Below are 24086 nucleotides of genomic sequence, written 5' to 3'. Positions count from 1 at the left end.
AAATGGATACGATAGAGACGAAAGCTTTTCATTTAATTTTGCATGGGGGAAATGCGAGAAGTTGTTCAATGGAAGCAATTGATTGCGCAAAGCGTGGGGAATTTACAGAAGCAGAAGCTAAATTACAAGAAGCGTTAGATGAATTAAAAGAGGCACACCGTGTACAAACGGATCTCATACAGAAAGAAGCTGGTGGTGAAAAGACCGAAGTTACCCTTCTGATGGTGCACGCGCAAGATCATTTAATGAATGCAATTACGGTGAAGGAATTAGCGAGTGAATTTGTAGAATTATATAGGAAGATGTCGATGTCTGAATGAACCTTGCGTATGCAAGGTTTTTTTATGTTGTATTAAGAGACAGTTATGACGAAACAAAAACCACTTACGCAGGATTATATTTATTATTTCCAGGTTTATGTAAAAATGAATAGGAACATTTTTGCCTACAGCCATTTGGATTGGATGGGTTTCAAATCGTTTCGGTCCGATTCTTGTTTGTATAGGAAGTTTTATTGTTATTTACTTCATTATATGGTTTATGATGATGTTATACTGGAAGCGAAAAATCGAGAGATTAAACCATCAATTAAGGTGAAAAAATATGTATGTTTCTGTACCATCAGTGGAATGGTCGTTCCACTGATGGTATTTACAATCCTCCTTTTTCACAAATGAGTAAGAGTGATAATTAATCGGTTGTAACAATCTCTCCTATACCACGAATTAGTTTTTTTATATTCATCTCATTTGGTTTTAATATACTTACGATATAATCAATCGCTATTTGCGGTTCAACGGTCGTACCACACGTATAACAGTCAACGGCTGCAAAGTTTTTTTCTGGATAAGTGTGAATAGAAAGGTGGCTTTCTGATAGTAAAACTAAGACAGTAACACCGTACGGTTCGAATTCTTTTGCACTTACGTTTAAAACATGGGCACCTGAGTGATCAGCAGCGGTAACTAAATGATATTCTAAAAAGTGAACATCATCTAATAGGGAAAAGTCCACTCCCCATAAATCTACTATTATATGCTTACCGAAAGTAGAGTATTCCATAAGATAGCACTCCTCACTATAATATCGTTAAAACTCCATTTCTTTTTTATAACACTGATGTAGGATAAGGTTTGATTCTGAATTTAAAAGGGCAAGGTTACGCTGTTCGAGATGTTCTTCTTTAAATTGAAATAAGGGAGAAAGAAGAGAAGGTAATGTTTGAGGAGTTGGTACAACATATAATTGCTCAATTTGATCAAGTACATATTCAGAATTAGCCGCAATATGAAATCCCCAGTCAGTTCCAAAAGAAGGAACGATTGTATGATAACTTTTCACAGTTAATCCAGCATGTTCAATTGTGTTACCGATACTCCAATATACAAGGGGTGCATCAGCAGGTGAATTAGATTGACAGACGAACGCGCCATCTTCTGTTAAAAACGTAGCGATACGAGCAAAAAGTTCACTTGTATATAAAGTACTTAACAACTCTGTCGCTGGGTCTGGAAAATCAATAATGATTACATCGTATAAAGAGGAAGGAGAATTCAGAAATTTCTTTGCATCGTATACGTGTGCATTCACACGATTATCAAAAAATGCGCTTTTGTTCAAAGAAACTAATTCAGGAACATTACGAGCCATATCAATCATCGATCCATCTAAGTCAACAAGGTCTACATGTAGCACAGTTTCATACTTCAAAACTTCTCGTAAGGCAAGGCCATCGCCACCACCTAATATGAGAACACGTTTTGGATCAATTACTTTTGACATAATCGGATGCACAAGGGCTTCATGATAAATTTGTTCGTCAACGGAACTGAATTGTAGTTGTTTGTCTAAATATAAACGGACATCGCTTACTTGTAACAAAGTAATATTTTGATAATTACTTTGTTCTGCAAATAAACTCGTATGCTCGCCATTTTGTATCTGTTGTAGAGAAATTGCATCCCATACATCTAAGTTGTGTGAACTTGTTTCTATTATAGGTTCCAATTGTTCTTGTTTGTCCTGTTTATCTTGTTTATTTTGCTTGTCCTGCTTGTCTTGTTTATTTTGCTTGTCCTGTTTGTCCTGTTTATTTTGCTTGTCCTGTTTGTCCTGCTTGTCTTGTTTATTTTGCTTGTCCTGTTTGTCTTGTTTGTTTTGCTTGTCTTGTTTGTCCTGTTTGTTTTGCTTGTCCTGTTTGTTTTGCTTATCCTGCTTATTTTCTATTTCCTGTTGTTCTAGTTCAAATTTGTCAGAGTCTAATTCAGAACGCTTGTCTTTTTTATAGCTTGTTATTCTATAAATCTTTATTTTGTTCTGTTTTCTATGTTTTGGCATAGGAATCCCCTTTCGAATTTTGTTATTTTATTCTATTCTATGTAATTTAGTAGAGGTGGCTTGGACAATAGATAGAAGAATGTGTTTAAGAGAGGTTTATTTTTTCACTAGATTTTCACGCTAAAAAAATTTTAGTGTTTTTTTGTTTTGAATACAACTAGACAACTAAACACTAATCTATTTTCATACAGTTATGTGTTAAAAGCGTGTTGTTTTATAACACACTGTGTGTTTTTTTGGTGACACACTAATTGAAAGCGTTAACACACAAAGAAAACAGTCGGAAAAGTGCTGATTTTAGTGGTTTTAAAAAGTTGGCACGCTAATTGCATTAATAAATAGCGTAAAGAAAAATAAATAAACATAAATTTTTTATACTACACAAGGGGGATTTTCAAATGAATATTTTATTATGTTGCTCAGCAGGGATGTCTACAAGTTTACTAGTTACAAAAATGGAAGCGGCTGCAAAAGCTCGCGGTCTAGAAGGAAAGATTTGGGCTGTATCTGGGGATGCAGTAAAAACAAATATCGATCAAGCAGATGTATTATTACTAGGACCACAAGTTCGTTACATGCTTTCTTCAATGAAAACGCTCGCTGATGAGAGAAACGTTGGAATCGACGTTATTAATCCAATGCACTACGGCATGATGAATGGAGAAGCAGTTTTAGATCACGCATTAACACTTAAAAAATAATTAGGGGGGAAGCGAAATGCAAAAGTTTATTGCATTCATGGAGAAATATATTGTTCCTGTCGCTGGTAAAATCGGATCGCAACGTCACTTAGCTGCGATCCGTGATGGATTTATTGCAGTTATGCCACTTATTTTAGTTGGTGCACTGGCATCACTAATTAATGGTTTTCCGTCTGAAGCTTTCCAAGAGTTCATGAAAGGTTTGTTTGGTGAAACGTGGAAACAAGTTGGCGGTGGAATGTGGACTGGTTCTTTCGCAATTTTAGCACTAATCATAGCATTTACAACAAGTTATAACTTAGCAAAATCTTACGGCGTTGATGGTTTGTCAGCAGGTATTATTTCATTTGGTGCGTTAATTATTCTTACGCCAACAACACCGAAAGAAGGCGGATTGAACTTAGCTTGGACAGGGGCACAAGGGCTATTCGTAGCAATTATCGTGGCACTCCTTGTTACTGAAGTATTCCGTTTCTTTGTACAAAGAAACATTACTTTTAAAATGCCTGATGGAGTACCGCCAGCAGTTTTAAGATCTTTCGCAGCTATAGTTCCAGCATTTGTTATCTTAACAGTAGTTGCAGGTATTCAATTAGCAGTGAAATTAGCTGGTACAAGTGTTCATGAATTTATCTTTAACACGATTCAATCACCACTGCAAAGTTTAGCAGGGACATTACCAAGTGCAATTATCATTGTACTCCTTGTTCATCTTCTTTGGTTCTTCGGTTTACATGGGCCAAATATCGTTGGTGGTATTATTGAGCCATTATACTTACCGGCATTAGAGAAAAATATGAAGTTATTCCAAGGTGGTACATCTGCATTTGATGTTCCAAACATTATTACAAAACCATTCTTTGATACTTTCGTATATCTTGGTGGTTCTGGTGCAACATTAGCGTTCTTAGTGGTCGTATTAATTGTAGCAAAAAGTGCACAATTACGCGGTGTATCTCGCTTATCAATTGGACCAGGTGCATTCAATATTAACGAACCAGTAATCTTTGGTACACCAATTATTTTAAATCCAATTTTATTCTTACCGTTTATCCTAACACCAATTGTATTAGTAATTACTTCTTATACAGCAATATCTATTGGTTGGGTACCAAAAACAGTTGTGATGATTCCATGGGCAACACCACCAATTATTAGTGGTTATCTTGTAACAGGTGGACATCTTTCAGGTGCAATTCTACAGTTATTCAACTTTGTAATTGCGATGGTAATCTACTATCCATTCGTTGTATTATCTGACCGTTCTGTTGTTCGTACTGAAAAAGCAGCAGCACAAGGAAATAACAACTCTGTACCTATGTAACATAGTAATTGTTCTCACGGGTAACATTATCTGTGAGAACAATCACCTTTATATCATGTTCAGAAAGATGAGACCCATCTACAAGAACACCAAACTATCATTCATAAAATAATAATTTAATAGAAATGTTCAAACTGAAGGGGTATTTCAATCGGTTGAACCATAATAGAGAGGGCGGTAATTATGATGACTACAGCAGAACAAATTCCATTCCAATTAATTTTAAATAGTGGTAATGCACGAAGCTTTGCGATGGAGGCACTTCAATTTGCCAAACAGGGGAAAATGGCAGAGGCTGATGAAGCGATGGTAAAGGCGAAAGAAGCGATTAATGAAGCGCATCATTTCCAAACAGAGCTCATACAATCAGAAGCAAGAGGAGAAAAAACAGAGATTAGTGTTCTTTTAATTCATGCACAGGATCATTTAATGAATGCGATTACAGTAAAAGAATTAGCAGCTGAATTTATTGACCTTTATAAAAAGTTAGAAGCGAAAGGGGAATAAAGCATGACTGGAATTAAAATTGCTACAATCGGCGGTGGATCTAGTTATACACCAGAGTTAATTGAAGGATTTATTAAGCGTTATGATGAGCTTCCTGTTCGTGAAATTTGGTTAGTAGATATTGAGGCAGGAAAAGAAAAGTTAGAAATCGTTGGTAACTTAGCGAAACGTATGGTGAAAAAATCTGGTTTACCAATCGAGGTACATTTAACACTTGATCGCCGTGAAGCATTAAAAGATGCTGACTTCGTAACAACGCAGCTTCGCGTAGGTTTATTAGAAGCTCGTGCAAAAGATGAAGCAATCCCATTAAAATATGATGTAATCGGTCAGGAAACGAATGGTCCTGGTGGTTTATTCAAAGCACTGAGAACGATTCCTGTTATTTTAGATATTTGTAAGGATATGGAGGAGCTTTGTCCGAATGCATGGTTAATTAACTTCGCGAACCCAGCTGGTATGGTAACGGAAGCTGTGCTCCGTTATACAAATATTCAAAGAGTAGTTGGTCTATGTAACGTTCCAATCGGAATCCGTATGGGTCTTGCAAGATTACTTGAAGTAGATGCAAGTCGTGTCCACGTTGATTTCGCAGGTTTAAATCATATGGTATACGGACTAGATGTATATTTAGATGGCGTAAGTGTAATGGATCGTGTGTTAGAGCTTGTAACAGATCCAGAAAAGCAAATTACGATGGAAAATATTGCAGCGCTTAACTGGGAGCCAGACTTTATTCGCGGCCTTCGTGCAATTCCATGCCCATACCACCGTTATTACTACAAAACACGTGAAATGTTAGAAGAAGAGAAAGAAGCTTCTGTTGAAAAAGGTACACGTGCAGAAGTAGTAAAACAATTAGAAGATGATTTATTCGAGTTATATAAAGACCCGAACTTAGATATTAAACCACCACAATTAGAAAAACGTGGCGGCGCTTATTATAGTGACGCAGCATGTAGCTTAATTACGTCTATTTACAATAATAAAGGTGATATTCAGCCTGTTAATACACGAAACAACGGAACAATTGCAAGCTTACCACATGATTCGGCTGTTGAAGTGAACTGTATTATTACGAAAGAAGGTCCAAAACCAATTGCAGTTGGAGATCTTCCCGTACCAGTTCGCGGTTTAGTACAACAAATTAAATCATTTGAGCGCACAACAATTGAAGCTGCTGTTACAGGGGATTACCATAAAGCGCTGCTTGCTATGACAATTAATCCACTTGTACCATCAGATAAAGTTGCAAAACAAATTTTAGATGAAATGTTGGAAGCACATAAAGAATATCTTCCACAGTTCTTCAAAAAGGTAGAGAAATAAAGCGGCGCTATTTAGCCCGCTTTTTTTATTCTATTAGGAGGTATTACGATGATTAAGTTAATTGTAAATGCAGATGATTTCGGTCTTACAGAAGGTACAAATTACGGCATTATTGATGGACATATAAATGGACTTGTAAATTCAACGACAATGATGATGAATATGCCAGGAACAGAGCATGCGGTACGCTTAGCAAAAGAGTATAACCTACTCGGAGTAGGCGTACATCTCGTATTAACAGCAGGGAAACCACTTCTTAGAGACGTACCATCACTTGTAAGTAGTGATGGATTGTTTCATAAACAAAGCGTCGTATGGAAAGGGAATGTAAATCCAGAAGAAGTAGAGAGAGAGTGGACTGCTCAAATTGAGAAATTCCTATCTTACGGATTAACGCCAACTCATTTAGATAGTCATCATCATGTACATGGATTACCAATCTTGCACGATGTTCTTGAGAGGTTAGCGGCTACATATAATGTTCCAATTCGTCGTTGTGAGGAAGAGCGAGCAGTACGCCCGTTTTCTGACGTGTTTTACAGTGATTTTTACGCGGATGGTGTGACGGAAGATTACTTTGTGAAGTTAAAAGAAAGAGTAAAAGGTGAACAAACGGTAGAAATTATGGTTCATCCAGCTTATATTGATCCAGAGCTTGTGAAGCGTTCTTCTTACGTAATGGATCGTGTGAAAGAATTGCGTATTTTAACAGAGAGCGAGTTGCCTGAAGGAATAGAACTTGTGAAGTTTTAATAGAGAAACGACGGCTATATAATGCCGTCGTTTTTTGCTTACAAGATGGATAGAACATACCCGCCAAAGGCTCCGAGTATAACGATAACCCAAGGTGGTGTTTTCCAAAAAGCGAGCAAGCAAAATAGAAGAGACGCAAAAACAAAATCTACAGCGTTTATAATTGTGCTTGTCCAAATAGGATCATAAAAAGCTGCTAATAAAATACCGACAACGGCTGCATTGATTCCAAGTAGTGCACCTTGTATGTAAGAGATTTTTCTCACACTGTCCCAAAATGGTAAAACACCAATAACGAGCAAGAAAGCAGGAAGAAAGATCGCAATTGTTGCGAGTATGGCTCCAAGCGTCCCGTTTAAAACTGCTCCTATATAAGAGGCGAATGTAAATAGTGGACCTGGTACCGCTTGTGTTAATCCGTATCCAGCTAGGAACTGTTCTTTCGTCATCATTCCGTTTTGTACGAACTCACCTTCAAGAAGGGGTAGAACGACGTGTCCGCCTCCAAATACAAGTGCACCAGAGCGATAGAAACTATCAAATAAAGCGATGTAATAAGAGAACGGTCTTACTATTGGTAGCAGTATTAATAGTCCGAAGAATAAGATGAGACAAGAAACTGCTATCTTTTTTGAAATAGGTACTTTTATATTTTGAGATTGGCTAATTGGTTGGTTGCGATATAAAAACCAGCCTATAAAGCCCGATATTATAATAAGGGTGACTTGTGTCCAACTGCTTGGCCATAATAAGGCGATTGCGGCAGTTACAATCGCAATCGTCGCACGATTTCGGTCTGGCGTTAATTTTTGTGCCATTCCCCATATGGCATGAGCAACAATGGCGACTGCTACAAGTTTTAGTCCGTGAATCCAGCCAGCACTTCCAAGATCGAACTGATTAAGGAATGAGGCGAAGAAAACTAAAACAAGCACAGACGGTAAAGTGAATCCAATCCATGAAATAATAGCACCTAATACCCCGCCTCTTAATAATCCAACCCCCATACCGACTTGGCTGCTAGCAGGACCAGGGAGGAATTGGCATAGTGCTACTAAATCACCATAGCTTCGTTCATCCATCCATTTTCTTTTTTGTACATATTCGTGGTGGAAATAGCCGAGATGGGCGACGGGGCCACCAAATGAAGTAATTCCTAATTTAAATGAAACGAGAAAAATCTCTAATAATGTGTGAAAAGTGTATTTGTTATTTTTCAAAACGACCTCCGAGAATGTTTTTCTATGTGCATTATACAAAAGATAGTGAAGCAAAAGGAACGATTCTAATGTAAAGATTGTGTGAATCTTTTCTTCGTAATTAAAATTTGAAAAAGTCATAAATGATTATGTATAAACCATAAAGTAGTAGAAGTAGTGCTGGGAAATTTATATGAGGAGAATGCCCGTATGACAACACATTTCTTTGCGAGGTTAACAGGAAAGAGGGAAATACCTCCTGTAAATACAGAAGCTTATGGTGTAACAGAGTTTATATTTAGTGATGATTTAAAGAAATTACAATATCGGATCATATTGAAAAACATCGAAAAAGTTACATCATGCCAAATTCATTTAGGAAAAGCGGATCAAATAGGTCCAGTGATTTTAAATTTGTTTGGTCCAATAAAGCAAGGTATTAGTGTAAATGAAGGAGTCGTGACCGGTGTAGTCAATGTGGAAGATTTTGAAGGCCCTTTACAGGGAAGAGCGTTTGATAGCCTACTTCAAGAAATCATTCAGGCAAATGTATATGTAAATGTTTATACAAAGTCCAATAAGAAGGGCGAAATCAGGGGGAGAATCAGAAAAGTAAAGAAGTAGAAAAAAGGCTGTCCATATTTTGGAACAGCCTTTTTTTCTATAAGGTGCAAATTTTAGTGTTTATTATCGTTAAATCGATATATTTAAAAAAATACTTCGATTAATTTTTTACAGGCTGATTTTTAATGAAGAAGTCCATGATATAAAACACTTCATCATCAGGTATTTGTATTTCAAATGTATTTTCAATTGGTTGTAATGCTTTTTTCACTTTCATATACATCCAGTACTCATCTTGTCTTCGTTTCTCTTTATCTGGATGAGGGAGGAGGCTTTCTCCTTTTTGAAGACGGTCAACCATACAGCTCATATGCAGAATCACACCCATTAAGCTGTCAGGAGTTAGCTGTAAGGAAATTAATTCTTGAATTGTATTTAATGCGTAACGAATTGTTTTAATAAGTAATGCTCCGTCGTTCCGCTGCATTTGTTGTTCCAGAATATCAGCCATTTTTGCATATGTTTCTTCATACGTAATTAATTCTTGAATTGGCTGAATCGCTGTGTAGTTTACAATGTCTTGGAAATGGTATGTTAAGCATGGCACCTGCACATCGAAATTTGTGACGATACAAATGATATTCCGTTCTTTTTTTATATTCTCAATCATTTTCGTTAAATCTTTTTCATGGACGATACTAATCGGAATAATTTCAATTAAGTCTTTGTCAAATCGCAAATAGTTCTCTAACATTTTTTGAATAGCTAAAGCACTGCCTTCCCCAGTTAAACAAGCTGTTAAAATAACAGACTTCATTGGTGATAGTGGCTTTTTCTTTTCTTCTTGTACGTTTAAGTAAAACGGTGTTAAGTTCTTCACTGTTTCATATAATGCATCTAACGAGTAGCCAAGTTGAGCTTTTCGAGCTGCTTCTAGTGCATGTGGAGTGCTTGTCATGGAAAGAACACGTACCGGAATTTTGAACTCAGTTTCTAATATATCACCAATATAAGCGAGCGAGCCCATATCGACGAGTAAGAGAAGTCCATTTACATTTTGGAGTGTTTTCATATACACTTTCACACGCTCTAAGAAATCTTTCGGCGATTCATGTAACGGCATATCGATACCGGTTACTTCCTCAATGCCGAGCAGTTCGTTTGCGACGTTTGCCATTTCTGTTGCGATGCCGTTGCCGTGCGCTAATATTAATACCTTTACTTCTGTTTGTGAGGCAGGAATTGGATCAACAACGAAGAACATTGTTAAAAAGCCTGCTTCATCAATAGGCATTGTTATGTGTAATTCGTCCTCCAGTAGTTGAATGCATTGCATGGCTACGGAAAAAGCGTCTTTATATTTCGTACGAATTTGATTTAATTGTGGGTGATGAATTTGTTTCCCAGCTTGTAAACGTTGTAGAGTTGTCTGTACATGTAAGCTTAAAGCGAGAAATACTTTTTCATCAAACGTCTTAGATAAATGCTTTTCAGCAAGTTCCGCAATTCTTTCACATACGGAAACGATATTACGATCCACAATTTTAAAAACATTTTCATGACTTGTTTTTTTGGAAATTTGGTTAAAATATTGTACGAAAAAGCTTTGAATATCATTTTCTATTAGTAATTCTAATTCGTCTTCTTCAATACCGCGAGCTTGAAGTTCTTCGTATTTATAATCAATATAATCGTAAATAGAAGACCGTTTTTCATTCTCTATTTTATGATTACTCCAACCTTCATCACTTGTAAATATAAATGTTTCATTTGGTATTTGGTATAGATGACGGCTCTTTCTTTCAATGAATAGTCCTTCTTTCATATACCAAGGTAAATCTGTACTTGAAACATAGACAGAATCACGTTTCTTTGTCACAAATTCAGAGTAGGCTTTCGCACAGGCAATTTGTACATCCGTTTTTAATTGCCCGATGTTATTGGGGCAATTGTAAAAGACGAAAGCGCGCATTGCATTCGGACTAACGTGAATTTCTTTTCGCAGACGGATTGCTTCATTTGTGAAAAATAGTTGCAGTAAAGCAAATCGTTCTTTATGTGTACGCTCACGAAGTGGTGGTAGCGTAACAGTCATTGGTATACGTCTTGTAAATGTTTTTAATAAAAATGAATTTGGTTCTTCTGTTGTTGCAGTAATGATTAATACTTGTGCTGTACGCTCGTTTTCTGTTTCTCCAAGGCGGCGGTATACCCCGCGGTCAATAAAGGTGAAAAGCATTTCTTGTCCCTCGGGAGGAAGGCGATGTACTTCATCTAAGAAAAGGATCCCTTCATGTGCTTTTTCAATTAACCCTTTTTGATCACTTGCCCCTGTATAAGCTCCTTTTTTAATCCCAAATAATTGCCCCAGTAGTAGCTGTGGATTATTTGCGTAATCGGCACAGTTAAAGACGATAAATGGTGCATTTTTAGGAAGCTGTTCAACTTCAATTGCATATTCGTGCATTAAAGAAGCGAACATAGATTTTCCGACCCCTGTTTCTCCTAGCAGTAAAGTATGCATACCGTTTGGAGGATAGAGAATAGAAGCTTTCGCTTTTTCGATTGCGATTTTAAGGCTTGTATTTTCAATTGCAAATGTATCTAATGAAGTCATTTCCTTTGAATGCGTTTCCAACGAAGCGTTCGTTTCTATATAAAAACGAACAGGACGCGTATTTGTTTTTAATAAACGTTTATCTTTTACAAGTTTGTTTAAGTCGCTACTTACATTGGCGCGATCTAGTTGTAGAAGGCTAGCGAGTTCTGATGCGGTTACACCTTCTATATAATTACCTTCTTGTATTGCGTTAAAAATGAGATCTATTCGTTTCATTTCTATTCACCTCGAAAATTCATCGCTATTTAAAATTTTACACAAAAATGGGAAGGGTGGGAAGAGAAAAATAAAACAGCTTTAGCACATAGGCACTAAAGCTGTTACAATCTTGTGTCTTTCCAAAAGTTCACTTCGAGGTGAGAAGATGGATTATAGGGAAGAAGTTTGTATCCTTGTGACTGTAAGTAATCAATTACTTTGGGCAGTATTTGTACGGTTACACTCGAGTCATGCATTAAAATCACTTCGACTTGTTCATCGCTCTGATTACGTACTCTTTCTAGTATGGCAGAAGGATTGTCATAGCTTTTCCAGTCATATGTATCGATTGTCCAATCCCACATTTTATACTGGGCGGATACAAGTGCATCACGGTAATTCTTTTTTAAGTAAGGCATGCTACCGTACGGGACACGAACGAGATGTGTATTTAATTTTGTAACTTGCTGAACAATATTTTGTGTTTGTTCCATTTCTGTAATTAAAGCGGATGGATCACCAGTGTAAAGGCGTTTTACATCGTGTGACATACTGTGAAGTCCGATATAATGCCCCTCTTTAATTAATCGTTGCATTGTTTTTTTATAATGTGGCACTTTTCCACCAATAACAAAGAAAGTTGCTTTTCCGTTCTTTTCTTTTAAGATGTTTAAAATTTGCGTAGTATATTTGTTTGGTCCGTCATCAAATGTTAAGTACGCGATTTTTTGGATAGGAGAGGTAGTTTCAGTATTTGGATGATGTTCAGCAGGGGGCATTGTAGTTGCTCCTGCATGAGATGACGCGTACATAGTAATCGTTAAAAATAAAATAATGTATTGAGATACTCGCTTGATCATAACATTCACCCTCAGTTTGACAATCAAGATGTAAAAAAGAAAATATAATCCTTTTCTTATTATGTATATCTTTCTCCAATAGTGGGACTCTCAAACAAACTATATTTTGGAAATATGAAATGAGGAGTAAAAAATAAAAAATAGCACCCTCTTATAAGAAAGAGGGTGCTATTTGAATATTTCATAATTGTAAAGGCTATACTACAATTAGTCTTCGCGTTTTTTCACTTTTTTATAGAAGGAAATAAGTGGTTTGTAACGTTCATGTACAAGCCCAATTACTTCAGCAATGATTTCTGTAAAGAAGATTAAAACGAAAAGAAGAATAATGGATAACCATAATGTCGCACTAGAGAAAATGATTGCATTTACACTAAAGAAAATACCGAATGCGTATATAATTAGTACCGTTTTACGATGAGAGAAGCCCATTGCAAGTAAACGGTGATGTAAATGCGATTTATCTGGTGCTGAAATAGGTTTTTTATTTACGATACGGCGGATAATTGCAAATGTCGTATCAAATACAGGTACGCCTAAAATGATAACTGGAACGATAAAGCTGAATAACGTTACACTTTTGTATAATCCAAGTAACGATATAACAGAAATACAGTATCCTAAAAATAGTGCGCCTGTATCTCCCATGAAAATTTTTGCTGGATGGAAGTTGTAGAATAAAAATCCAATTGTACTTGCTAATGTAATTAATGCTAGCGGTAAGATAATAGCGGCTCCAGTGCCCCATGGGCTAGTGAAGGCCATATATGCTAGCGTTGCAAGTACGATAGATGAAATACCAGCAGATAACCCATCTAAGCCATCAATTAAGTTGATTGCATTTGTAATACCTACAATCCAAAATACTGTAATTGGATAAGCAAGCCATCCGAGTTCAGTATCCCCGAGGATTGGAATATATAATACTTGCACTAATAATCCACTTTTTACAATCATTATGGCAACTAATAGTTGTCCACCGAATTTTACCTTCGCAGATAACTCGTACATATCATCTAAAATACCGATGATTACAATGATAATCGCACCTAGCGTTATCGATAACATTCTTTGTTCATATAAGCCGCCGACAACAAATCCTACAGCTACACCAATAAATATCGCTAATCCGCCAAGACGAGGCATAATCTTTTGGTGTACTTTACGAGCGTTTGGCTTATCTGTTGCTCCTATTTTAAAAGCTAACTTAATAACTAAAGGAGTAACGACGAGTACAGTGATGAAAGATGCCAAAATGGCATAAATCACTTGTGAGTCCATTAATACCCCACCCTTTTATAGTCTAACGTAAATTTTTTAATACATTTATCTGAAAATTATGATGTTTATTTACAGGCTCATAACATATGGTATCACAAAAAGATTAGAATTCAATCTTTTTTTCTGTTTACGGTAAATGGAAGCAGATAGAATATATGACAATTGTATACAGAATGTTGAATCATTTGAGAAGGTTAATCGTATTGGGCTTTGGAATATGACATTTTCTCTTTTTCTTCGATAGTGAATACTTTTATTTCAGTATTATAAGTGTTACACGTAGAAATGAGTAAGTTCCGTGTTAAAATGTGGGAATTTATCTGCATGAACGGGCAGTAAGGTTCGCACCTCAAAATTCAGTTGGAGAAAAGAAGTTAGGTGGCGATCTTAATTCCTGTAAAAGGCCGATTGGTTTAACTAATAATTAGTCGATGATGGATGCCCCTCACTGAATAAAGTTTCATTTTATATTCTTACATGTAATTTTACAAAAACTTAAAAAAGAATGGAAAAAGTAATTCATATAATAAAGAAGTAAAAGAGTTTTCTCATTTTTAATGTGAGAGGGGGAAGCACAGGGAGAATTCTATGTATTCGTATATTTTCTATTGTATATTCCTGTGCGAAAAGGAAATGAAAATTACGATAATAGGTACCGGATACGTTGGATTAATTACAGGAGTAGGATTGGCAATGTTAGGCCATTCAGTCACATGTTTTGATATAAATGATGAGAAAATTGAACGGATAAAGCAAGGAGATCTGCCAATTTATGAAGCGGGTTTATATGAATTAATAAATGATGCATGTGAGAATGATTGTTTAACTTTTACAACATGTAGAGTAAAAGCATTTTACGATGCAGAATTTATATTTATTGCAGTTGGAACGCCATCTTTATTAGATGGGACAGCGGATTTAACATATATTCGAAGAGCTTGTGACGATATTGGAACATATGCGACGAACGACATTATTGTCGTTACGAAAAGTACGGTTCCTGTAGGTACAAATGATGTTATGAGGGGATGGATTGAGGAGAAATTACAAAATAGATATGAATTACATATTGTATCGAATCCGGAATTTTTACGGGAAGGTTCAGGGATTTACGATTTTTTTCAGGGAGATCGTATTGTAATTGGAGCAGATAATGAGGAAGCGGCACGAAAAGTGGAGAATTTGTATAGTGAATTACGCTTGAAAACGTATGTTACAGATATAAAAAGTGCAGAGATGATTAAATATGCATCGAATGCTTTTTTAGCGACAAAAATTAGTTTTATCAATGAAATCTCAAATATATGTGAGAAGGTAGGAGCCAATGTATTAGACGTTGCACAAGGGATGGGAATGGATAAGAGAATTGGGGCGTCTTTTTTAAATGCTGGCATTGGTTATGGGGGTTCGTGTTTTCCGAAAGATACGAAAGCCCTTGTGCAAATTGCAGGGAATGTGGCGCATGATTTTCGCTTGTTAAAAGCAGTCATTGAAGTGAATAATAAACAACAGTTGTTATTGATTGAGAAAGCGAAGAAAGTATTAAATATGAACAAGAAGCGGATTGCGGTGCTGGGAGCGGCATTTAAACCGAATACTGATGATATAAGAGACGCACCGTCCCTTATTATGATACAAGAATTAATTCATATAGGTGCGGATGTAGTTCTATATGACCCAAAAGCGATTCCAAATATGAAAAATATCTTTGGAGAGACTATACAATATAGCGAATGTATAGATGAATCGATTAGAGGAGCGAGTGCGGCTTTTATCATGACAGAATGGGAGGCTATCCGAGCTTATCCGTTAGAAAAGTACGCACAACTTATGAGAGAGCCTATTTTATTAGATGGAAGAAATTGTTATACTATTGAGGATGTCAAGAAGCAAGAAATAGATTATTATTCGGTTGGAAGAGAAAGTATTTGTAAAAGGGACTTTTCCGTTATTCGTTAAAAAGGCATGTATTCATGTATATTCTTATATGTCATAATAGAATTTGTAACTAGTGAAAGAAAAGAGGCAATGAAATGACTGAACGTTTAAAAGTAATGACAATTTTCGGGACACGTCCAGAAGCAATTAAAATGGCACCTCTTGTGTTAGAGTTGCAAAAGCATCCAGACAAAATTGAATCGATTGTGACTGTAACAGCACAACATCGTCAAATGTTAGACCAAGTATTAAGTATCTTTGGAATTACGCCAGATTTCGATTTGAATATTATGAAAGACCGCCAAACTTTAATTGATATTACAACGCGTGGTTTAGAAGGTTTGGATAAAGTAATGAAAGAAGCAAAGCCGGATATTGTACTTGTACATGGTGATACAACGACAACATTTATTGCAAGTTTAGCTGCTTTCTACAATCAAATTCCAGTAGGGCATGTTGAAGCAGGACTTCGTACATGGGATAAATATTCTCCATACCCAGAAGAGATGAATCGCCAATTAACAGGCGTCATGGCAGATCTTCATTTCTCACCTACAACAAAATCAGCAACGAACTTACAGAAAGAAAATAAAGATGAGTCACGCATTTTCATAACAGGAAATACAGCGATTGACGCACTAAAAACGACTGTAAAAGAAACATATAGTCATCCTGTACTAGAGAAACTTGGAAACGATCGTCTTGTACTTATGACAGCTCATCGTCGTGAAAACTTAGGAGAGCCAATGCGTAACATGTTCCGTGCAATTAAACGTCTTGTTGATAAGCATGAAGACGTACAAGTTGTGTATCCTGTTCATATGAACCCTGTTGTTCGTGAAACAGCGAATGATATTTTAGGCGATCATAGCCGCATTCATTTAATTGAGCCGCTAGATGTAATTGATTTCCACAATGTTGCAGCTCGTTCATACTTAATGTTAACTGATTCTGGTGGTGTACAAGAAGAAGCGCCGTCATTAGGTGTACCGGTTCTTGTTCTTCGTGATACAACAGAACGCCCAGAAGGTATTGACGCAGGTACATTGAAATTAGCAGGAACAGACGAAGAGACAATCTTTGGTCTTGCTGATGAGTTGTTATCAGATAAAGCAGCTCATGATAAGATGTCAAAAGCATCTAATCCTTACGGTGATGGCCGTGCATCAGAGCGTATTGTAGAAGCAATTTTGCAACACTTTAATAAGTAAATAAAAAAGAGCCAAATCATATGCGATTTGGCTCTTTTTGTTATTGCTGATTTCTCATAATCCACTCTGCATGAGCATTTGTGGATGGAGGAGGTTCAGTTGGTGTTTGGTTCTGATTCTGATTCGTTTCTTTCTTCGCTTTTTCGTTAGAGTTAGCATTTGAAGAAGGATTTGATTGGGTTTTTGTAGTTGGATTTTCTTGAGTGTTTGCTGTTTCTCCTAATTCTTTTTTAATTTCGTTACGTACTGTCTCTACACCGATTGGGTCTGGAAGGAAGTAATAAATCCCACCTATTTTTTTGTCTTCTCCTTCAAGTTTGAACGTTTGTATTGTAGAAGGATCAAACCCAGATAGTTTATTGTAAAGTGCAAGTCCGTCAGAAATAGGAATGTCAGTTTTTATATATTTTCCAACGACGGCCGTTAAATCTTTAATTTTAAATACGGTAGAGGCTGAATTTAGTTTTTGAGCAACAGCGGCTAGTAATTGTCTTTGTCTAGCGGCCCGACCATAATCGCCGTTTGGATCCTGCTTTCGCATACGTACATATGCGAGTGCTTCTTCCCCATTTAAGTCTTGTTGTCCTTGCTTAAATTCGATTTTTTTGTAGTAATCCACGTCCGAACGCTCCCAAAAATCGAATGGGACATCAACAGTAACACCGCCAACAGCATCAACAATACCTTTAAAGCCTTGGAAATCAATTTTAAGATAATGGTCTACAGGCACTTTTAGAAAACCTTCGACAGTTTTGATTGCCATTTCTTCTCCACCGTAAGCGTGCGCAGCGTTAATTTTGTCCTCTTTGTTCTTACCAACAATTGGAACGCGACTATCACGAGGGATACTCATAAGCGAAATCTTTTTAGTTTTAGGGTTGACGGTCGCAAACATTAATGAATCTGTACGACCGTTTTGACCGTCCGTTGCGTAATCTTCTATACCCATAATGAGGAGTGTAAAAGGCTCCTTTGTAATTTCTACATCTTCGGTTCTCAAGTCCGATTTTTCACGAGTAAAACCACTATACATCCCCATGAGAGAAGAGTAGGAATTTAATATATAAAGTCCTACACCACCAAATAAAAATACGAAAATAAGGAAGTAGAAAAACTTTCTTCTTCGTTTCTTTTTTATTCTGCTATTTTGGAGATGATAATAACGTTCTTCCATATATAATCTCCTTAGTTCATTTGTAGGAAAGTAATTCACTACATTAATCTTTAAAGGTGAGGATGTAGTTATTCTTAGATAACATCTTGTTCTAAGTACAACATATCTCCTTCTGTAATTGTACATTTCCCATTTGTTAACTCAATCATCCAATCTGTGAATGCTTGTTTTCCGTCTTCTTCTACATACGTATCAAATGTGACATTTTCGAGATAATGTATATCTTTAATGGCATATTTCGAATTACGTAATTCATTTTCAATTTTGCCAAGTAATGTGTAATCAATTTCGGTCTGCATAACACGCATTAGTTTTCGCTGAACAACACCGACATGATTAATGCCTTCGCTTGTACATTTTCCATATGCGCGAATTAATCCACCTGCGCCAAGTTTGATGCCACCAAAATAGCGTGTAACGACAACGACGGTATCTTTTAAACCGCGTTTTTTTAGTACCTCTAACATAGGTACGCCAGCTGTGCCGCTAGGTTCTCCATCATCATTTGCTTTTTGGATTTGATCTTGTTCGCCAATCAAATACGCAGAACAATTATGTGTGGCATTCCAATTTTGTTTTTTTATTTTTTGTATAAATTCTTGAGCTTCTGCTTCGGTTGTAGCTCTGCTAACGTAACAAATAAATCTTGATTTTTGAATGACAATTTCGTGCTCACCGTAGTCTTTGATTGTTAAATATTGTAATAACACTCGTATACGCCCCTATCTACCAAAATGACTAGTACTTTACATTTTAAAAGCGAGCGTTTTTATATTCAAACATTTTTTATAAATAAGTTGAAATTTTTGGTGAGTATTTCACCTTCTTGTTGTAATTTGTCGAGATGGTAAGTATGATTTCAAATCGGCATTTTCATGTATGGATGCACCATTTTTAGTTTTCGTGTAAACTTAGGGAATAAAAACTTTTTTATAAGGCAGGTACGCAAATGAAAACAGCTATTGTTACTGATAGTACAGCATATATACCGAAGCATATTCGTGATGAACTCAATATATATATGATTCCATTAAACGTTGTGTTTGGAACGGAATCTTATCAAGAAGAAGCTGAAATTTCAGTAGATGATTTCTATGTAAAAGTACGTGAGCAAGAAGAACTTCCGAAAACTTCTCAGCCAGCAATCGGAAAGTTTGTTGAGTTATTTGAAGAACTATCTAAGGATTATGATGCGGTTATTAGCATTCATCTTTCAAGTGGGATTAGTGGTACATATCAAACGGCAACGACAGCCGGGCAAATGGTAGAGGGTATTGATGTATATACGTACGACTCTGAAATTAGTTGTGAAGTACAAGGATTCTATGTACGTGAAGGTGCAAAGCTAGCAAGCGAAGGAAAGGATCCGAAAGAGATCGTTGCCCGTTTTGATGAAATGAAGAAAACGATGGACGCTTATTTTGTAGTGGATGATTTACATCATTTACAACGTGGAGGACGATTAAATAGTGCACAAGCTTTCATTGGTAGTTTGTTACAAGTGAAGCCTGTTTTATATTTTAGAGATAAAATCATTATTCCATTTGAAAAGATTCGTACACGTAAAAAAGCGTTAAAACGAATTGTTGAAATTTTTGATGAGCAAGCAAGTCAAGGTGTACCTATGGAAGCAGTTATCATTCATGCACAACGTGAAGAGGAAGCGAATGAATGGAAGGCAGAATTAGAAGCAAAATATCCTCATGTTACAATCCGCACAGGCTATTTCGGTGCTGTAATTGGTACGCATTTAGGTGAAGGTGCACTAGGTCTTGGATGGTATACGAAGTAATAAGATATAAAAAGCTCTCTTTTTGAAGAGGGTTTTTTTACGGATATTTTACGTGTAGTTGACAAGTTAATATTTGGAAATGGTAAAATGTACGTAAAATAAAATAATGAGGAAAGTTTTATAACTTACTTTTTACAAGAAACTATATTATAATGGAAGAGAGGTGAAACATATGGAGCATAATTCTTGTTTATGTCCAAAGTTTGAGTCAGCTTTTACTTTGCTTAGTAAAAAATGGACTGGCTTAATTATTAAATCTTTGCTTGAAGAGTCAAAACGTTTTAGAGAAATCGCAGATATTATACCGAATATGAGCGATCGTATGTTATCAGAGCGTTTAAAGGAATTGGAAAGCGAAGGCATTGTAGTGCGTAATGTTTATCCAGAAGTACCAGTTCGAATCGAGTACGGCTTAACTGAAAAAGGGAAAGCATTAGAAAGTGTTATGGATGAAGTCCAAAATTGGGCTGAGAAATGGATGAAATAACGTTTTGATTTCATTCGTATTAGTGTATGTAACAAAACGTAAGGGAAACCTTGCGTTTTTTCTTTGCTTATAAAAAGCTTTTAGAATTCTACACATATATACAAAAATATGCATATTTTGCGATAGAGTTACATATAATATTACATTTGTTTTACAATAGCGTAACATTAGCAAAAAAAATCCCGAATTATGGTATAAATTTTATAGGTTATATACGGAAAAAGACAAAAGAAAGCGGTGTAAAAAATAAAATGAAAAAGCTAAAAATGGCATCTTGCGCATTAGTTGCAGGGTTAATGTTTTCAGGACTAACACCAAATGTATTTGCAGAAGATAAAATTTCTGACGTGAAATCACAAATTAATACACAAAATGACACTTTACATAAACAACAACAAGAACGTGATGAATTACAAAAACAAATGAATGACTTAAACAAAACAATTCAAGGTTTGGATAAATCTGTTCAAGCGAATGCTTCTAAACTTGATGAAACAACGAAAAAAGTTGCGGATACTGAGCAATTAATCGAAAATAAAAATAAAGATATTGCAGAACTACAAACGAAAATTGCAAAACGTGAAGAGTTATTAAGAAAACGTTTAGTTGCACTTCAAGAACAACCAAATACGAACGTTGTAACAGAAGTTCTTGTAAACTCTAAAAACGTTGCAGATTTAGTTGATCGTTTAACTTCTGTTTCTAAAATTCTTGAGTCTGATGAAGATATCATGAAAACACAACAAGAAGATCAAGCGAACGTGAAAAAAGATGTTGAAACGGTAAAAACAAAGCAAAAAGAATTAAAAGAAGCACAAGCTCAAATTGAAACTGCTAAGAAAGAACTTGACGCTGAAAAAGCGAAAAAATCAACAGCAGTAAATGATTTAAGCGGTAAAATGGATACAGTTGTAACTTCAATGACAAGTACGGAAAGTCAATTGAAAGATCTTGAAAAACAAGCACTACAATTACAACGTATTGCTGAACAAGAAGCACAAGAAAAAGCTGCACAAGAAGCTGCTGCTCAAAAACAAGCAGAACAAGCTGCTAAAGATGCGCAAGCTCAACCAGCACAAGCGGCACCTGCTCAGCCAGCAGCACCAGCTCAAAAAGAAGAACCTAAAAAAGAAGAGCCTAAAAAAGAAGCACCTAAAAAAGAAGAGAAAAAATCAGAACCAACACCAGGTCCAACTCCGGCTCCTGGCGTAATTGGTAAAGCACAACAATACTTAGGTATGCCATATGTTTGGGGAAGTGCATCTCCATCAAACGGTGGTTTTGACTGTAGTGGATTCATTTCTTACATCTTTGGTGTAGGTCGTCAAGACGTTAACGGTTACTGGAACTCAGTTTCAAAAGTAAGTAGCCCACAACCTGGAGATTTAGTATTCTTCCAAGGTACTTATAAAGCAGGCCCATCTCACATCGGTATTTACGTTGGGAATGGCCAAATGATTCATGCTGGTGATAAAGGGATTGCTTACGCTAGCTTAAGCAGTAGCTACAACCAAAAACATTTCTTAGGATACGGTAGATTCTAGGATTTATAAAAGAATAAAACATGTGTATAAAGTCGATAGCTTACTATTTTATAAGTAGGTTATCGGCTTTTTTGAGTTTTTACGAGATTATGAGAAGGGTTTATAGTAGTGCTGGAGGTGCTTGCTGATGTTGGCAGGGAAACAGTTACTATTAGAGGAACTCTCTTCAGATTTACGGGATACATTACATGATTTGAAAAAGAAGGGGGAGGTCGTATGTGTACAAGGTGTAATAAAGAAGGCTTCTAAATATATATGTCAGCGCTGCGGAAATATAGAGCAGCGACTATTTGCATCATTTTTATGTAAAAGGTGCAGTAAAGTATGTACGTATTGCCGGAAGTGTATAACGATGGGGAGGGTAAGTGAATGTGCTGTACTTGTTCGTGGGATTGCTGAAAGAAAAGGAGAAAAAGGTGTAAATTCGTTACAGTGGAACGGGGCCTTGTCTACTGGTCAGGAGTTGGCGGCGCAAGGTGTTATAGAAGCTATTAAGAAGAAAGACTCTTTTTTTATTTGGGCTGTGTGCGGGGCTGGAAAGACAGAAATGTTATTTTACGGTATGGAAGAGGCATTGCGAAAAGGAGAAAGGGTTTGTATCGCAACGCCAAGAACAGACGTTGTACTAGAATTAGCGCCGAGATTACAAAAAGTGTTTCCAAATGTAAATGTAGCGTCCTTATACGGAGGAAGTGAAGATAGGGACAAAGATGCAGCTTTAGTCGTTGCAACTACGCATCAACTGTTACGTTACTATAGAACGTTTCATGTCATGATTGTAGATGAGATAGATGCCTTCCCGTATCATGCAGATCAAATGCTACAGTATGCAGTAAAACAAGCGATGAAAGAGAAAGCGGCGCGTATTTATTTAACGGCAACTCCCGATGAAAAGTGGAAGCGCAATTTCAGAAGGGGTAAACAAAAAGGTGTCATTGTCTCTGGGCGATATCACCGGCACCCGTTACCAGTTCCTCTATTTTGCTGGTGCGGAAATTGGAAGAAAAGTCTCCACCATAAAAGAATTCCTCGAGTGTTACTACAATGGTTAAAAATGTACGTAAGCAAAAAGTATCCCATTTTTTTATTTGTTCCCCATGTGCGATATATAGAAGAAATGAGCCTGTTATTGAAATCGTTGGATAATAGAGTGGAAGGTGTACATGCAGAAGATCCGATGAGAAAAGAAAAAGTAGCAGCGTTCAGAAAGGGAGAAATTCCGTTATTAGTTACAACGACAATTTTAGAGAGAGGAGTAACTGTGAAGAATTTACAAGTTGCGGTGTTAGGGGCAGAAGAAGCAATCTTTTCAGAAAGTGCGCTCGTACAAATTGCAGGCCGAGCAGGTCGTAGTTTTGAAGAACCTTATGGTGAGGTCGTTTATTTTCATTATGGTAAGACAGAGGCGATGGTACGCGCGAAAAGGCATATTCAAAGTATGAACAAAAAGGCGAAAGAACAAGGGTTAATCGATTAATGTATTGTCTACTTTGCGATGAGTATATGTTGGAAACAGTTAGTTGGTACACCTTCTTTGTAAAGCCTCTTAAAAAATATATATGTGATAGGTGTGAGCGGAAACTTTCCTATATTATAGGAGAGATTTGCATAGAGTGTGGGCGACCTTTAGAGGACTTGCCTTCCGAATATAAAGAAAATGATATTTGTATGGATTGCGTAAGGTGGATAAATGTGGAGAAGTATCGTCCTTTTAAAAATCGTTCTTTGCACGTGTACGATGATGAGATGAAAGAAATATTAGCACAGTTTAAGTTCCGGGGGGATGCGGAGTTGGTTCGTATTTTTCATCGATCCTTTCGGGAACTATTTCAAAAGTATTTTACGGATGTTTCAAGTGTTATTGCTGTTCCGCTTAGTAGGGAACGGGAATATGAACGTGGTTTTAATCAAGCAGAGTTATTAGCAGCTTGTTTGCCTGTCAAAATTTCTTATCCCTCATTAAGAAGAAGGGAAACAGAAAAGCAAAGTAAGAAGACACGTAAAGAAAGGCTTTCGGGAAGTAATCCTTTTTATTTTCAGGGAGAAGAGATGTTTCAGGGCCAACATATCTTACTCGTTGATGATGTATATACGACAGGAATTACAGTTAGACAAATTGGAAGTCTTTTATACGATAGAGGAGCAAGGGAAGTTTCTAGTTTGACGCTCTGTAGAAGTTGATCTGTAACTGTCGAAAGGGATAATAAAAAGACGATAAGTCTTCTTTGACTTCGTAAGTTGTCATTCGTTATAGTCAAAGTATGGGG

Annotated in this window: 22 protein-coding genes and 1 pseudogene; 15 read left to right on the top strand and 8 right to left on the bottom strand. The window is 36.5% G+C overall.

From position 1 onward, the window contains the following. The first annotated feature begins 2 nt into the window (after positions 1-2). Both ILS93_RS21855 and ILS93_RS21850 read left to right on the top strand, forming a co-directional pair. Complete coding sequence (locus ILS93_RS21855) at positions 3-320, top strand: PTS lactose/cellobiose transporter subunit IIA (RefSeq protein WP_064476181.1); 318 nt, start codon at positions 3-5, stop codon at positions 318-320. A 109-nt stretch (positions 321-429) separates the two neighbouring features. Further along, positions 430-597 (top strand): annotated as a pseudogene (locus tag ILS93_RS21850) (DUF3021 family protein); the annotation flags it as partial. A gap of 93 nt (positions 598-690) precedes the next feature. On the opposite strand, the gene speD reads toward ILS93_RS21850, so the two are convergent. Both speD and ILS93_RS21840 read right to left on the bottom strand, forming a co-directional pair. Beyond that, positions 691-1062, bottom strand: a complete 372-nt coding sequence (gene speD, locus ILS93_RS21845; RefSeq protein WP_064476183.1) for an adenosylmethionine decarboxylase — start codon at positions 1060-1062, stop codon at positions 691-693. Between the two features lie 27 nt (positions 1063-1089). Beyond that, positions 1090-2337: a polyamine aminopropyltransferase gene (locus tag ILS93_RS21840; RefSeq protein WP_222661250.1), complete on the bottom strand. Its 1248-nt coding sequence runs from the start codon at positions 2335-2337 to the stop codon at positions 1090-1092. Between the two features lie 398 nt (positions 2338-2735). Between ILS93_RS21840 and ILS93_RS21835 the strand changes: the two genes are divergently transcribed. The 5 genes from ILS93_RS21835 to chbG all read left to right on the top strand — a co-directional run bounded on the left by ILS93_RS21835 (position 2736) and on the right by chbG (position 6951). Then, positions 2736-3038, top strand: a complete 303-nt coding sequence (locus tag ILS93_RS21835) for a PTS sugar transporter subunit IIB (RefSeq protein WP_001023569.1) — start codon at positions 2736-2738, stop codon at positions 3036-3038. 16 nt (positions 3039-3054) lie between these two features. After that, positions 3055-4362 (top strand): PTS cellobiose transporter subunit IIC, encoded by a 1308-nt coding sequence (celB, locus tag ILS93_RS21830; protein WP_064476185.1) that lies wholly within the window; start codon positions 3055-3057, stop codon positions 4360-4362. Positions 4363-4545: 183 nt separating this feature from the next. Further along, positions 4546-4869 (top strand): PTS lactose/cellobiose transporter subunit IIA, encoded by a 324-nt coding sequence (locus ILS93_RS21825; protein ID WP_000989050.1) that lies wholly within the window; start codon positions 4546-4548, stop codon positions 4867-4869. Positions 4870-4872: 3 nt separating this feature from the next. Continuing rightward, positions 4873-6198 (top strand): 6-phospho-beta-glucosidase, encoded by a 1326-nt coding sequence (celF, locus tag ILS93_RS21820; protein ID WP_000145757.1) that lies wholly within the window; start codon positions 4873-4875, stop codon positions 6196-6198. A gap of 48 nt (positions 6199-6246) precedes the next feature. Continuing rightward, positions 6247-6951 (top strand): chitin disaccharide deacetylase, encoded by a 705-nt coding sequence (gene chbG / locus ILS93_RS21815; protein WP_064476187.1) that lies wholly within the window; start codon positions 6247-6249, stop codon positions 6949-6951. A 38-nt stretch (positions 6952-6989) separates the two neighbouring features. On the opposite strand, the gene ILS93_RS21810 is transcribed toward chbG, so the two are convergent. Then, positions 6990-8171, bottom strand: coding sequence for a chromate transporter (locus ILS93_RS21810; protein WP_064476188.1), 1182 nt, complete (start codon positions 8169-8171; stop codon positions 6990-6992). Positions 8172-8360: 189 nt separating this feature from the next. Between ILS93_RS21810 and exsM the strand changes: the two genes are divergently transcribed. After that, a complete protein-coding gene (exsM, locus tag ILS93_RS21805) occupies positions 8361-8774 on the top strand; it encodes an exosporium regulatory protein ExsM (protein WP_098273202.1) in 414 nt (137 codons plus the stop codon). A gap of 100 nt (positions 8775-8874) precedes the next feature. Here exsM and ILS93_RS21800 read toward each other — a convergent pair whose 3' ends face one another. The 3 genes from ILS93_RS21800 to ILS93_RS21790 all read right to left on the bottom strand — a co-directional run bounded on the left by ILS93_RS21800 (position 8875) and on the right by ILS93_RS21790 (position 13673). Next, positions 8875-11550 (bottom strand): sigma-54-dependent transcriptional regulator, encoded by a 2676-nt coding sequence (locus tag ILS93_RS21800; protein ID WP_064476190.1) that lies wholly within the window; start codon positions 11548-11550, stop codon positions 8875-8877. Positions 11551-11654: 104 nt separating this feature from the next. Further along, a complete protein-coding gene (locus ILS93_RS21795) occupies positions 11655-12392 on the bottom strand; it encodes a polysaccharide deacetylase family protein (RefSeq protein WP_064476191.1) in 738 nt (245 codons plus the stop codon). 207 nt (positions 12393-12599) lie between these two features. Next, positions 12600-13673: a glycosyltransferase family 4 protein gene (locus tag ILS93_RS21790; protein WP_016718934.1), complete on the bottom strand. Its 1074-nt coding sequence runs from the start codon at positions 13671-13673 to the stop codon at positions 12600-12602. Between the two features lie 588 nt (positions 13674-14261). Between ILS93_RS21790 and ILS93_RS21785 the strand changes: the two genes are divergently transcribed. Together ILS93_RS21785 and wecB are read left to right on the top strand one after the other, a co-directional pair. Continuing rightward, the gene (locus tag ILS93_RS21785; RefSeq protein ID WP_315971459.1) at positions 14262-15632 is read left to right on the top strand and encodes a UDP-glucose dehydrogenase family protein; all 1371 of its coding nucleotides are present in this window, start codon (positions 14262-14264) and stop codon (positions 15630-15632) included. Between the two features lie 74 nt (positions 15633-15706). Continuing rightward, positions 15707-16822, top strand: a complete 1116-nt coding sequence (gene wecB / locus ILS93_RS21780; RefSeq protein ID WP_088047796.1) for a non-hydrolyzing UDP-N-acetylglucosamine 2-epimerase — start codon at positions 15707-15709, stop codon at positions 16820-16822. Between the two features lie 40 nt (positions 16823-16862). On the opposite strand, the gene ILS93_RS21775 is transcribed toward wecB, so the two are convergent. Both ILS93_RS21775 and ILS93_RS21770 read right to left on the bottom strand, forming a co-directional pair. Next, positions 16863-17996: an LCP family protein gene (locus ILS93_RS21775; RefSeq protein WP_064476193.1), complete on the bottom strand. Its 1134-nt coding sequence runs from the start codon at positions 17994-17996 to the stop codon at positions 16863-16865. 74 nt (positions 17997-18070) lie between these two features. After that, positions 18071-18706, bottom strand: coding sequence for a YigZ family protein (locus ILS93_RS21770; protein ID WP_000926678.1), 636 nt, complete (start codon positions 18704-18706; stop codon positions 18071-18073). Positions 18707-18945: 239 nt separating this feature from the next. Between ILS93_RS21770 and ILS93_RS21765 the strand changes: the two genes are divergently transcribed. The 5 genes from ILS93_RS21765 (at position 18946) to ILS93_RS21745 (ending at position 24000) form a co-directional block, all read left to right on the top strand. Beyond that, positions 18946-19788, top strand: a complete 843-nt coding sequence (locus ILS93_RS21765) for a DegV family protein (protein ID WP_000844775.1) — start codon at positions 18946-18948, stop codon at positions 19786-19788. Positions 19789-19960: 172 nt separating this feature from the next. After that, complete coding sequence (locus ILS93_RS21760) at positions 19961-20275, top strand: winged helix-turn-helix transcriptional regulator (protein WP_000400858.1); 315 nt, start codon at positions 19961-19963, stop codon at positions 20273-20275. Positions 20276-20526: 251 nt separating this feature from the next. Continuing rightward, the gene (locus ILS93_RS21755; RefSeq protein ID WP_098103025.1) at positions 20527-21819 is read left to right on the top strand and encodes a C40 family peptidase; all 1293 of its coding nucleotides are present in this window, start codon (positions 20527-20529) and stop codon (positions 21817-21819) included. A 127-nt stretch (positions 21820-21946) separates the two neighbouring features. Continuing rightward, complete coding sequence (gene comFA / locus ILS93_RS21750) at positions 21947-23296, top strand: ATP-dependent helicase ComFA (protein WP_088047797.1); 1350 nt, start codon at positions 21947-21949, stop codon at positions 23294-23296. Beyond that, positions 23296-24000 carry a ComF family protein gene (locus tag ILS93_RS21745; RefSeq protein ID WP_064476195.1) on the top strand — a complete coding sequence of 235 codons (705 nt, stop codon included), beginning with the start codon at positions 23296-23298 and terminating at the stop codon, positions 23998-24000. The genes comFA and ILS93_RS21745 overlap by 1 nt, the downstream gene beginning before the upstream one ends. The last annotated feature ends 86 nt before the right edge of the window (positions 24001-24086 follow it).

The sequence above is a fragment of the Bacillus sp. 16GRE42 genome (assembly GCF_019837435.1).
Taxonomy (GTDB): Bacteria; Bacillota; Bacilli; order Bacillales; family Bacillaceae_G; genus Bacillus_A; species Bacillus_A wiedmannii.
This window is presented reverse-complemented; position numbering and strand designations above follow the sequence as displayed.